Here is a 12,531-nt window from a genome sequence, read left to right on the forward strand (position 1 = left end):
GCACTGTCCTTAGTGGTCATCTGCCGGCGTCCCCGGCTACTGCTGTCAAGTCGTTGTGGTCAGCGGAAGGCAAAGGCTGCCCGCTGAGTTGGATAGCGTCCTGGACGTGCCCGGCCAGCGCTGCACGGATGTCCTGCGCCGCCCTGTCCATTGAAGCACGCCCGCTTTCACCGGCCCGGCGGGCCAGGGTAAGGGCTGATCCGAAGCTCACGTGGAATCGCCGCCCCGGCCGCGGGACGAAGTCCAGGTGCTCGTCGCCCTGCCGGGTGCCCAGGATGGCCACCGGAACAACCGGTGCCCCGGAGTTCAGCGCCAGCCAGGCCACGCCCCCGTTGATGTCCGCGGCTGCCCCGCTCCCCCGCGTCCCTTCCGGAAGAATCCCAACGCAACGTCCGGCGTCGAGCACGTCCTTGCAGCGCTGCAGCGCCGCCCGGTCACCCTGCCGGTCCACCGGAAGCTGCCCGGAGGCGGTGAGTACCCGGCCCAGGAAGCCCTGGAACATCTCCTGTTTTACCAGGATGTGCATGGGGCGCGGCGCCGCGCCGAACATGACCGGCCCGTCGAGGAAGCTGATGTGGTTGGCTGCGAAGATCACCGGACCGCCGGTGGGGACGTTGCTCCTGCCCGTCACCGTGGTCCGGTAGACCACGTGGTCCAGGATCCATCCCACCGGCCTGCTCCACGCCATGGTCAGTCGGGTTGGCACACCCGCCCGGGCCTCAGTCACGGTTGAGGACCTTTGTAACGATCACGAGGGCGGCATTGACGGTCTGCTCGAAGTCCAGGTCCGAGGAGTCCAGCGTGACCACGCCGTCTGCCGCCTGGGTGAAGTTCACCACGGTTGAGTCCCTGGCATCCCGGTGGGTCACCTGGGCTGCCAGCTGTTCGGCGTTCTGGGTACCGCCCAGCTGGATGCCGCGCCGGCGGAGGCGGGCTTCCTCGCTTGCGGTGAGGAGCATGCGCACCTCGGCTCCGGGCGCGACGACGGTGGTGATGTCCCGGCCTTCCACCACCATTCGGCGGTGGTGCTTTTCAATCAGGTCCCGCTGCCTGCGGATCAGTTCGGTCCGGGCACCAAGCGTGGTGGCCACGGAGCTGACCGCGGCGGAAATTGCCGGTTCGCGGATGGCATCGGTGACGTCCACGCCGCCTACCCGCACGTATTCCTCCTGGGGGCTGGTGCTCAGTTCCAGCGCAAAGTCCCGGGAGGCCTGTTCCACGGCCGGCGTGTCATCAAGGTCAATCCCCTGGTTTACGCAGTACCAGGTCAGTGCGCGGTACATCGCTCCGGTGTCCAGGTAGGCCAGCCGCAGCCTGCGGGCAACCTCCTTGCTCACGCTGGATTTACCGGAGCCGGACGGTCCGTCGATGGCAACCACCAGCGGCCGGCCGATGCGCAGGGCGCGCATGGTCTCGAGGAGTTCCTGTGTCATTACTGAAGTACCCGCCATCCGCGGTCGTTGAGAGCTTCGATCAGGTGGTCGTGCTTGTTCGGCAACACAGACAATTCCACCATGCCAACGTTCTGTCCGGAGGAATGGTCCAGCCGAAGATCCTCGACGTTCACACCGATTTCACCGATCTCGGTGAGCAGCTGCGCGATCTGGCCGGGCTTGTCATCCACCAGGACGGTGAGCCAGGAGTATGCCTGCGGCGGGCCGCCGTGCTTGCCGGGAATCCGGGCCTGGCCGGCGTTGCCCTCACTGATCAGCTGTGCCAGGTCCAGCCGGGCTCCCGGTGCCGTGGGCTGTTCCAGGGTTCCGATGAGGCGGTTCAGGTCCTCGCGGACGCCGTAGAGGATCTCCACGACCTTGGCTGCATTCCCGCCGAGGATCTGCACCCAGAGGGTGGGATCGCTCGCGGCAATCCTGGTGACGTCGCGGAGGCCGTTGCCGGCCAGCGACAGGGCGTGCAGTGGCGTTCCCTGGAGGCGGCTGGCCAGCAGGGATGACATGACCTGGGGCAGGTGCGACACCAGGGCCACTGCTTCATCATGTTCGTCCGCCGTGAACTGCGAGACAACCGCTCCAAGATCCGAGGCAAGCGACCGTGCCACTTGCAGGGCAGCGCCGGAGGTCTCCCCGGAGGGGCACAGCACCCAAGGCATGGAGGTGAACAGCTCGCCGCGGGCGGCCACCGGTCCCGATTTTTCCCGCCCGGCCATGGGGTGGGTGCCCACGTACCGGGTGAGGTCGGCACCGAGGCTGCGCAGACGGGCCAGGATGTCAGCCTTGACGCTGGCTATGTCCACCACGACGGCGTCGGGGTAGTCAGCCAGCGCCTGGCACACGACGCCGGCCGTCACGTCCGGCGGGGCGGCAACCACAACCAGTTGCGGTTTGCGGTTGCCCAGCTCGGACAGGGGACGCCCGGCACCGATGTCCACCGCAACCGCCTGGTTGGTGGGTGACGGGTCGGAAAGGAACACAGGTACGCCACGCCCCCGCAGGCCCAGCCCAATGCTGGTGCCCAGCAGTCCGGTACCAATCACCACCACCGGGCCATCCAGGTGGCCGCGGCCCTGGCTTTTGAACGCGGACATGCGTCAGAGTCCTACGGATGCCAGCAGGTGGCCGACTTCCTGCTTGCCCAGGTTGCGGATGCTGCCCTGGCGCTGGTCCCCGAGTCCGATGGGGCCCACCTTGACGCGGACCAGCCGCTGGACCGGGAAGCCGACAGCATCAAAGAGGCGGCGGACAATCCGGTTCTTACCCGAGTGGAGCACAACCTCGATCAGCACGTGGCCCGGGGTGGAGTCCACCAGGCGGAAGGAGTCAACGGACGCGAACCCGTCCTCCAGTTCCACGCCGGCTTTCAGCTGGGCGCCTACGCCCTGCGGGAACGGCCCGCGCACCTGCACCAGGTAGGTCTTGGGAACCTCGTAGGACGGGTGGGTCAGCCTGTTGGCGAGTTCGCCGTCGTTGGTCAGCAGCAGCAGGCCTTCGGTGGCGACGTCGAGCCTTCCCACATGGAAGAGGCGTTCGCCGGTGTTCTTGTTGCTCTTCAGGAAGTCGCTGATGCACGGCCGGCCCTCGGGATCCTCCATGGTGGACACCACGCCCTTGGGCTTGTTGAACACCATGTAGACCAGGTTCTCGTCCAACTGGATCCGCAAGCCGTCAACATGGATGACGGCGGTCTTGGGATCGACGCGCATGCCGAGTTCCGTAACCACCTGGCCGTCCACCTCAACGCGGCCCTCGGCGATCATTTCTTCGCAGACGCGCCGGGATGCGACTCCGGCGGACGCCATTACTTTCTGGAGGCGCACGCCGTCTGCATCATGGAGTTCGGACTGCGGAACGTTACCGCGGGGGCCCTTCTTCCGGCCGGGCTTGCGGACCGGACCCAGGTTCTGGCCGAAGCGTTCGCTGCCGAATGCACGGGAAGCGGCTGTCCCGGGTGCACCGGTACGCGGCTTGGGCTTGAGGGCACCGGGAGTTCCGGGAGCCTTCTTGGCGCCGGGCTTGCGTGCCGCGGGCTTGCGCGACGACGGCTTGGCGCCACGGGCGCCCTCCGATGTCCGTGCCTGCTGGTCCCCCGCCAGATCGGGGTCGATGAAGCGTTCCTCGCGCGGCTTGGGGGCGCGGTGGGGCCGGTCCCCGCCGAATCCTGCTGCCCGCTTGGCTGTTCCGCCGCGGGAACCGCCGCTGAAGCCGCCGCCCTGTGCGCTGCGCTGCTGGGAGTTGTTGCGCTCGTTGCCGCCGCGTCCCGAACTGTTACGTGGTGAACCCTGGCGTCCCGCCTGTGTCATGACCCGTCCTTCAATGTGTTTTGGCCGGCAGAGATGTCCAAGGACAACCCTAGCCAGCCGCGCAGACTTCGTCTGCCCTGATAGAAAACCTGATAAACAAACTGCTCATGAGACCGCTGCCGGCAGAAGGGTCCTGCCTACATTGTCCCGGCGTCGTAGAACTCTGCGATCCCGTCGAGTCCCGGAAGGTGCGGCGACAGCTGGGGCAGGTCCTCCACTGAACTGATTCCCATCCGTTCAAGGAAATAGGAGGTGGTCCGGTAGAGGATTGCGCCGGACTCGGGATCCGTTCCCGCGTCCTCGATCAGCCCGCGCTGGGCAAGCGTCCGTACGACGGAATCAACATTGACACCGCGAATTGCAGACACCCGGGCCCGGGAAACGGGCTGGCGGTACGCGATGACTGCCAGCGTTTCCAACGCCGCCTGGGTAAGCCTGGCGGTCTGCCCCTCAAGCACATATTTGCCGACAATGTCGGCAAACTCCGTGCGCGAGTAGATCCGCCAGCCACCGGCGATGTTCCGCAATTCAAAACCCCGGGGGCTGGAACCAATGCCAGTGTGGCTGGCATCCTCCATCTCCGGGGCTTTAACAGTATAGCCGTTATACTCACGCTGCAGTTCTGCCAGCAGGGAGCGGACCGCTGTGACCGTCAGGCCTACCCCGGCTGCCAGCTCTTCCTCCGTGGCGGGTTGGTCCAGGACCATGAGCACCGCTTCGAGGGCAGCCTTGGCACCGCCGGGGAGGTCGTCGAAGTCCGGGCCGTGGTCCGCGTCCTCCCGTGGCGCCGTGTCCTCCGGCTTCCCTGCGCCCGCCGGCTTCCATGTGTCCTCAAGCATTGCCCCGCCTTCCACGGCCAGGTCCTGCGGCTTGGAATTCACGCCTGCTCCTCATACTCTTCGCTCAGGTTTTCCGCCGACCAGTCGCGGCCTTCGGCTGTCCAGTGGATGGCAAGCTCGGACAGCGGGGACAGCTGATCGAACGACACGGCCCGGTCCCGGAACAGTTCCAGGAGCGCCAGGAAGCGGGCCACCACCACCAGGGTGGAATCGGCGTCGGCAATCAGGGAACGGAAGGTCTGGGGCGACTCCTGTTGCAGGCGAAGCCCCATCATCCGGGCCTGTTCCTTGACGCTGACGTTGCTCCCATGCAGGTGGCCGAGTGCCACTTGCGGCGGCTGGGCGGGCGCTTTGGGCCGGAGCGCGGCCTCGGCCAGCGCGGCGAACTGTTGCGGCGTGTGTTTCCACACCAGTTCAGGGAGCATCGACGCGAAGTGCTCCTCCAGGGCCACCTGGCGTGGAAAGCGCCGGCCTTCCTGGTGCAGGGTTTCGCCCAGGATTCCTGCCACCTGCTTGAAAGCCTTGTATTGCAGCAGCCGGGCAAAGAGGAGGTCCCGCGCCTCCAGAAGGGCGATGTCCTCGTCGTCCTCCACCTCACCCGCGGGAAGGAGCCGTGCCGCCTTGAGGTCAAGCAGCGTGGCGGCGATCACCAGGAATTCGCTCGCCTCGTCCAGGGCCCACTCTTCACCGAGCCGCTGCAGTTTACGGATGTACTTGATGAACTCATCCGTGACGGTGGCAATGGCCACTTCTGTAATGTCCAGCTGGTGTTTGGCGATCAGCCCCAGAAGGAGGTCGAAGGGACCCGTGAAGTTGGCCAGCCGCACCTCGAAGCCGGGTTTGGATTCGGCCACGGCGTGGTTAGGGTGCGCCGCCGCGGGAGATCAGCTCCTTTGCCAGCCGGCGGTAGGCGTCGGCGCCCACGTGGTTTCCGGCGTAGCTGGTGATGGGCTCCGCGGCCACGGTAGCGTCTGCGAACTTGATGGAGCGCTTGATGACAGTTTCGAAGACCTTGTCGCCGAACGCCTCCACCAGACGGGTGATCACTTCGCGGCTGTGCAGTGTCCTTGCGTCGTACATGGTGGCCAGTACGCCGTCCACCTGAAGGCGAGGGTTCAGCCGGTCCTGGACCTTGTCGATGGTTTCGACCAGCAGCGCCACGGCGCGAAGGGCGAAGAACTCGCAAATGAGCGGGATGATGACGCCGTGGGCTGCCGTGAGGGCGTTGACGGTCAGGAGGCCCAGGGAGGGCTGGCAGTCGATGAGGACGACGTCGTAATCGTCTTCGACTTTCTTGAGCGCACGGTCCAGGACCTGTTCGCGCGCCACCTCGTTGACCAGCTGGACTTCCGCGGCGGAGAGGTCGATGTTGGCGGGCAGCAGGTCGACGTTCTCGACGCCCGTGTGGTGGATGGCGTCACGGATATCCACCTTGCGGTCCATCAGGACGTTGTACACCGTGAGGTCCAGCTCATGCGGGTTGACACCAAGGCCGGCGGAGAGCGCGCCCTGGGGGTCGAAGTCCACCAGGAGGACGCGGCGGCCGTACTCGGCGAGCGCCGCGGCGAGGTTGATGGTGGAGGTGGTCTTCCCCACGCCGCCCTTTTGGTTGACCATGGCGATGACGCGGGCCGGACCGTGGGAGGACAGCGGCGCGGGTTCCGGGAACTCCCGGTATGGGCGCCCGGTGGGCCCCATCACCGCGTTTTCCAGGTCGAATTCCGTGCCCTCCAGAGTTGCTGAACCCTGTTCGCTGCTCACGTATCTGTCCACACTTTCGATGACGGTGATTTCCTGCCGCTGGCTCACCAGCGCCGTTCGTTCTGCTCCCTAGGTTACAGCGCCCGACACGGCATTCGACGGAACTTGACTTTCCGCGAATGTTGAGCCTTGACCCTCTAGCTGAGGTCGAAGGTTGCTCTGCCGGGGAACGCAGGACCGCCCCCGCAGCATGGCTGCGGGGGCGGTCCCGTGGGGTGTCCTGGCGGTGGCTAGGCCTTGGCAGCCTCGCGGGCGCCCTCTTCCTTGGGTGCCATTTCGCCGTGATGGTGGACCATCATGGTTGCCTCGTCGAAAGGTTCTTCGCCGGACAGCACCCGGCCAACCTGGCCGCCGTCGATCTCCTTGACCCAGGTGCCGATCAGGACGGTGGCCACCGCGTTGCCCGTGAAGTTGGTCAGGGCGCGGGCCTCGGACATGAACCGGTCGATGCCGACGATCATGCCCACGCCGCCGAGCAGTTCGGGCTTGTGTGCCTGCAGGCCGGCCGCGAGGGTTGCAAGGCCGGCACCGGTCACACCGGCGGCACCCTTGGAGGCGATGATCATGAACACCAGCAGGGAGATCTGGGCGCCGAGGTCCAGCGGGGTGCCCATGGCGTTGGCCACGAACAGGGACGCCATGGTCAGGTAGATGGCGGTTCCGTCCAGGTTGAAGGAGTAGCCGGTGGGAACGGTGACGCCGACGACCGGCTTGGAGACGCCGAGGTGTTCCATCTTGGCGATCAGCCGCGGCAGTGCCGCTTCCGAGGACGACGTGGAGAAGATGATGAGGTACTCACGGGCCAGGTACTTCATCAGCTTGAAGATGTTGACGCCGGCAACCACCTGGAGCAGGCCGCCCAGGATCACCACGATGAACAGTGCGCAGGTGATGTAGAAGGCGATCATCAGGGTGAACATGCTGACGATGGCCTGCACGCCGGTTGCGCCCACGACGGCGGCGATGGCACCGAAGGCACCTACCGGAGCGAGCCACATGATCATGATGAGGATGCGGAACACCAGTGCCTGGCCGTAGCCGACAGCCTTGAGGATCGGGGCACCCTGGGCGCCCATCTTCTGCAGCGCGAAGCCAACCAGGATGGCTGCCAGCAGAGTGGGCAGCACGGGGACGTCACTGGGGATGATGCCCAGCAGGAAGTCCACGGTGCTGTCGGTCGCCGCCTTCTTGTTGGGGTCGTACGGCGTCAGCTTCAGGCCCTCGCCGGGGTGGATGATGTTGCCTACCACCAGGCCGATGGCCAGGGCGAAGGTTGACATGATGATGAAGTAGCCCAGTGCCAGGCCGCCGACCTTGCCGACGGTGGCTGCCTTGGCGATGGAGCCGATGCCCAGGACGATGGTGCAGAAAATGACCGGTGCGATCATCATCTTGATGAGCTTGACGAAGCCGTCGCCCAGGGGCTTGAGGGACTTGCCCACCTCCGGGAACAGCAGGCCCACCACCGCGCCGAGGACGACGGCGGCGATAACTGCGATGTAGAGGTAGTGGGACTTGTCCAGTCCCTTGCGCCGCGGGGTCGCGGTCTCGAGCGACTCTCCTCGTTGAGAAGCCATGATGTGTCTCCTTGTGGATATTCTGATAGACGTTGCGGCGCAGTCTCTGGGCTCAACACGTCCGTCCAATGTGATATCCATCATTGGGCACCCCGTGATCCAGCTCACCGTTGCGTTCATATTGGTCACGGTATCGGCAGGGTCCAAGGGAGGCAGGCATGATCCACCGCTGGAGTATCGCCCGCCGGCTCTTCCTGGCGAACCTGCTGATCGTCGTGTCGTTTATCGCCATCGTGGGAACGGCCGCCTACGTGGACGCGCGGGACCGGACGTATGACGAAGCGGGCCGCCGGATGGAAGGCGTGGCTGCCTCCATCGCCGCCAATCCCCTGGTGCTCCAGGCTGCTGCCACGCCGGACCCGTCCGCCGTCCTGCAGCCGTATGCCAAAGACGTCACCACCGCGGCCCACGTGGACTTCATCACGATCATGGCGCCGGACCGTACCCGCTGGACCCACCCGCGGGACGAGGAGCTGGGCCGGCCCTACATCGGCTCCATCGATGAAGCACTCCGCGGCCACACCTACACCGAAGTGACGGCAGGTACGCTGGGCCCGTCGGTGCGGACCATTGTTCCGGTCAAGGATTCTGCGGGGACAGTCAAGGCCCTCGTAGCGGTGGGTGTTACCGTCCGCAGCGTCGATATCGCCTTTGCCGGGCGCCTTCCCGTCCTGCTGGCCGTCGGCATGGCCCTCCTGGTGGGCGGTTCACTGGCGTCGTGGCTGCTGGGCAGGTACCTGCGGCGGGTTACCCGGGGCTGGGGTCCCGAACAGCTGGCACAGCTGTTCGCCTACTACGAGTCGGTGCTGCACTCGGTCCGGGAAGGGCTGATCCTGATCGATGCCCGGAAGCGCGTGGTGATGTACAACGACCAGGCTGCCGAGCTGCTGGGCCTGGCCGACACCGGCAACAATGACCCCACCCGGCCCCCATCGCTGGCAGACCTTCCCCTGGACGACGAACTGCGCAGCCTGTTCGAGTCCGGGCGGACCACCAAGGACGAGATGGTCCTGACCGGCTCCCGCGTGCTGGTGGTCAACCAGGGGCCGGCCCGGGGTCCCGAGGCCCGGGGCACCCGCGGGAAGGTCCCCGTCTACGGGACCGTGGCCACCCTCAGGGACCGGACAGAAATCGAAGCGCTGGGCAACGAACTGCAGACCATGCGCACCCTTTCCGACGCGCTGCGCGCCCAGACCCACGAGCACGCCAACCGGCTGCACACCTTGGTTTCGCTCCTGGAACTCGGCCGGACCAGGGAAGCCCTGGACTTTGCAACCCAGGACCTGGCCCTGAGCCAGCAGCTGACAGATGACATGGTGAGTTCGATCGATGAACCGGTGGTGGGCGCCCTGCTCATGGGAAAGGTGGCCGAGGCCCACGAACGCGGCGTCCAGCTGGATCTCTCCACCCTGGGCTCCGGCACGGCACCCGGGGTGGCCGTCCAGGACCTGGTGACGATCCTGGGCAACCTGCTGGACAATGCCATCGATGCCGCCGCCGATGCACCCCCTCCGCGGAGGGTGGTGCTGACGCTGGAGGCCGATGAAGAAGGCCTGGACATCGCCGTCAACGATTCCGGAACGCCCATCGACCCCACCGATGCGGAAAAGATCTTCAGGCACGGATTCAGCACCAAGCCTGCGGGGGCCGGGGGCCGGGGCATCGGCCTGGCCCTGGTGCGGCAGGCGGTGCAGCGTTTGGGCGGTACGCTGGCCATCAACGGCCGGCGCGGCGCCAAGTTCGAAGTATTCCTGCCTGCAGCGGTGTCCGCGGAGAAGGAGCACAGACAGTGAGCAACATCCGGGTCCTCGTCGTCGAAGATGAGGCCATCGCTTCGGCAGCGCACGCGGCCTACGTGGGGAGGCTGGAAGGATTCGAGCTCGCCGGGACAGCCCCCGACGGCCAGTCGGCCCTGCGGCTGCTGAACGAATTCGTGGCCGCGGGAGAGCCCGTTGAACTGGTCCTGCTGGACATGAACCTACCCGACCTGCATGGCCTGGACATCGCCCGCCGGATGCGTTCGGCGGGGATCCTGGCGGACATCATTGCGATCACCGCCGTGCGCGAACTGGCGATCGTCCGCAGCGCCGTGGCAATCGGCGTGGTCCAGTACCTGATCAAGCCCTTCACGTTCGCCACGTTCTCCGACAAGCTGGAAAATTACCGCCAGTTCCGGCAGCAGTTGGCCGGTTCCGGCGGTGGCCCCGGCAAGGGGGGCGCCTCGCAAAGCGAAGTGGACCAGGCCTTTGCCAGCCTCCGGGCGCCATCCGAACTCCCGCTGCCCAAGGGACTCTCAACCTCGACGCTCGGATCCGTCCAGGAGTTCCTCCGGGGGCAGCCCGAAGCAGTGTCCGCCACGGAGGTCATGGACGCCCTGGGGATGTCGCGCGTGACGGCTCGGCGCTACCTTGAGTACCTGGCCGATGCGGGAACAGTTTCCCGGACCGCCCGCTACGGCACCCCCGGCAGGCCGGAGAACGAATACCGCTGGAACACCCGCTGAGCCGCTCGGGGTTGGACGTGCGCGCCCCGGCCATGCGCCTCAGCCAGCCTCCGCCTCCCCCGCCCGGAGTGCTCCGATCAATTGATCGATGACGCCTGGATCCTCGATGGTGGACGGAACGGTGTACTCCTCGCCGTCCGCTATCTGGCGCATGGTCTTGCGGAGGATCTTCCCCGAACGGGTCTTGGGCAGTGCATCCACCACTGTCACCTGTTTGAAGTCCGCAACCGCACCAATGTCCCGCCGGACCAGTGCCACTAGATCCTTGGCCAGGACGTCTTCGGCGATGTCCACCCCGGTTTTGAGCACCACGTAGCCGCTGGGACGCTGGCCCTTCACGGGGTCGGCGAGGCCGATCACGGCGCACTCCGCAACGGCCGGATGCTGGCCGATCACCTGTTCCATGGCGCCGGTTGAGAGCCTGTGGCCGGCAACATTGATGATGTCGTCCGTACGGCCCATGACAAAGATGTACCCGTCCCGGTCCTGGTAACCCGAATCGCCGGTGGCGTAGCAGCCCTCGAAAGCCTGAAGGTAGGAAGAGATGTAGCGCTCATCATTCCGCCACAGCGTTGTGAGGGTGCCCGGCGGCAGCGGCAGTCCAAGCACGATGTTGCCCTCGGTGCCGGGTTCCACCTCTCCGCCTGCGCCGTCGAGGATCTGCAGCCGGAACCCGGGCATGGGCACGCTCGGGGAGCCGGCCTTGATGGGCAACTGCTCCAGGCCACGCGGGTTGGCGCAAATGGCCCACCCGGTCTCGGTCTGCCACCAGTGGTCCACCACCGGCACGCCGAGGGCCCGTGATGCCCAATGGAAGGTGTCCGTGTCCAGCCTCTCGCCGGCAGTGAACAGGGTCCGCAGGCTGGAGATGTCGTACTTCCGCAGCAGCGACGCCGCCGGATCCGCCTTGCGGATGGCCCGGAGTGCCGTGGGCGCAGTGAAGAGCACATTGACCCTGTGGTCCCGGACCACGCGCCAGAATGCGCCGGCATCCGGGGTGCCTACGGGCTTGCCCTCGTACATCACCGTGGTGGCGCCGGCCAGCAGCGGGCCATAGACAATGTAGGAGTGCCCCACTACCCAGCCGACGTCTGACGCGGTCCACATCACGTCGCCCGGACCGACGTCGTAAATGTTCTCCAGGGTCCAGCGCAGGGCGACGGCGTGGCCGCCGTTGTCCCGCACCACTCCCTTTGGCGTGCCGGTGGTTCCGGATGTGTAGAGGATGTAGAGCGGATCGGTGGCCTTCACCTCAACGGGAGCGGCAGGCTCTGCGGAAGCCATTTCCGTGTCCCAGTCCAGCCAGCCCGCATGGTCCGCAGCCTTGGACGCGAATCCGTCGCGCTCCTTGACCAATACGGGAAGGTCCGGCATGCCCGCCAGTTCCAGCGCCTCCGCGACGGCCGGCAGATACTCGATGCGGCGGGCGGGTTCGATCCCGCCCGAAGCGGTCACCACCGCCGTGGGTGCGGCGTCCCGGATCCGGGCCGCGAGCTCCTTGGGCGCAAAGCCGCCGAACACCACGGAATGGACCGCGCCCAGCCGGGCCGACGCCAGCATGGCGATAGCGGCTTCCGGGATCATTGGCATGTAAATCACCACGCGGTGCCCCTTTCCCACGCCATGGCCGCGCAGCACACCGGCAAAGCGCGCCACGGCGTCCGTGAGCTGGGCATACGTGTAGCGGTGCCGGGTTCCCAGCATGGCCGAGTCATGGATCAGGGCCACCTGCTCCCCGCGGCCTTCGGCGATATGCCGGTCAAGGGCGTTGTAGCAGGTATTCAGTGTGCCGTCGGGAAACCAGCTGTAGAGCGGTGCCCGCGTGGAGTCCAGCGCCTGCGCCGGAGGAGAGCTCCAGGCGATGTTTCCCGCGGCCTCCAGCCAAAAGTCGTCGGGCTCTTCGATGCTGCGCCGGTAACTGTCCCGATAGCCGGTGGTGACCATAACGTAATCCCGTCCACGACGTTGTGATGCAGCTCATGCTAGCTGGCGGAGTTAACCACCACAAGGGTCGCTGTATACAAGGAAGTCAATTTCTGGCATATTTTCTCAAAGGTCCATTCTTTTGAGCCCAGTTGTGTATACACTGATGCAGTC

At 66.0% G+C, this 12,531-nt stretch carries 10 protein-coding genes and 1 pseudogene; 2 read left to right on the forward strand and 9 right to left on the reverse strand.

Going from position 1 to position 12,531, the window contains the following annotated elements; genetic code table 11:
• Positions 1-9: 9 nt before the first annotated feature.
• The 8 genes and pseudogenes from ACV095_RS12950 to ACV095_RS12985 form a co-directional block, all read right to left on the reverse strand.
• A pseudogene (locus ACV095_RS12950) lies at positions 10-688 on the reverse strand (lysophospholipid acyltransferase family protein).
• 31 nt (positions 689-719) lie between these two features.
• Positions 720-1,433, reverse strand: coding sequence for a (d)CMP kinase (cmk, locus tag ACV095_RS12955; RefSeq protein ID WP_018772025.1), 714 nt, complete (start codon positions 1,431-1,433; stop codon positions 720-722).
• Positions 1,433-2,542: a prephenate dehydrogenase gene (locus ACV095_RS12960; protein WP_134164415.1), complete on the reverse strand. Its 1,110-nt coding sequence runs from the start codon at positions 2,540-2,542 to the stop codon at positions 1,433-1,435. Before ACV095_RS12960 ends, cmk begins: the two co-directional genes overlap by 1 nt.
• Before the next feature lie 3 nt (positions 2,543-2,545).
• On the reverse strand, positions 2,546-3,754 hold the full coding sequence (locus tag ACV095_RS12965; protein ID WP_478222028.1) for a pseudouridine synthase: 1,209 nt from the start codon (positions 3,752-3,754) through the stop codon (positions 2,546-2,548).
• 137 nt (positions 3,755-3,891) lie between these two features.
• Positions 3,892-4,635, reverse strand: coding sequence for an SMC-Scp complex subunit ScpB (scpB, locus tag ACV095_RS12970; RefSeq protein WP_144599573.1), 744 nt, complete (start codon positions 4,633-4,635; stop codon positions 3,892-3,894).
• Positions 4,632-5,447, reverse strand: a complete 816-nt coding sequence (locus ACV095_RS12975; RefSeq protein WP_018772021.1) for a segregation and condensation protein A — start codon at positions 5,445-5,447, stop codon at positions 4,632-4,634. The genes scpB and ACV095_RS12975 overlap by 4 nt, the downstream gene beginning before the upstream one ends.
• Before the next feature lie 7 nt (positions 5,448-5,454).
• The gene (locus ACV095_RS12980) at positions 5,455-6,354 is read right to left on the reverse strand and encodes a ParA family protein (protein WP_026266195.1); all 900 of its coding nucleotides are present in this window, start codon (positions 6,352-6,354) and stop codon (positions 5,455-5,457) included.
• 230 nt (positions 6,355-6,584) lie between these two features.
• A complete protein-coding gene (locus ACV095_RS12985) occupies positions 6,585-7,931 on the reverse strand; it encodes a C4-dicarboxylate transporter DctA (RefSeq protein ID WP_018772019.1) in 1,347 nt (448 codons plus the stop codon).
• Between the two features lie 158 nt (positions 7,932-8,089).
• On the opposite strand from ACV095_RS12985, the gene ACV095_RS12990 reads away from it, so the two are divergent.
• Both ACV095_RS12990 and ACV095_RS12995 read left to right on the forward strand, forming a co-directional pair.
• Entirely contained in the window at positions 8,090-9,724 is a 1,635-nt protein-coding gene (locus ACV095_RS12990; RefSeq protein WP_018772018.1) for a sensor histidine kinase, read from the forward strand.
• Positions 9,721-10,434: a response regulator gene (locus ACV095_RS12995; protein ID WP_018772017.1), complete on the forward strand. Its 714-nt coding sequence runs from the start codon at positions 9,721-9,723 to the stop codon at positions 10,432-10,434. The genes ACV095_RS12990 and ACV095_RS12995 overlap by 4 nt, the downstream gene beginning before the upstream one ends.
• Before the next feature lie 39 nt (positions 10,435-10,473).
• Here the strand turns inward: ACV095_RS12995 and ACV095_RS13000 are convergent, their stop codons facing one another.
• Entirely contained in the window at positions 10,474-12,378 is a 1,905-nt protein-coding gene (locus ACV095_RS13000) for a propionyl-CoA synthetase (protein ID WP_478222029.1), read from the reverse strand.
• Positions 12,379-12,531: the final 153 nt, after the last annotated feature.

The organism is Arthrobacter sp. JDC6 (assembly GCF_056484025.1).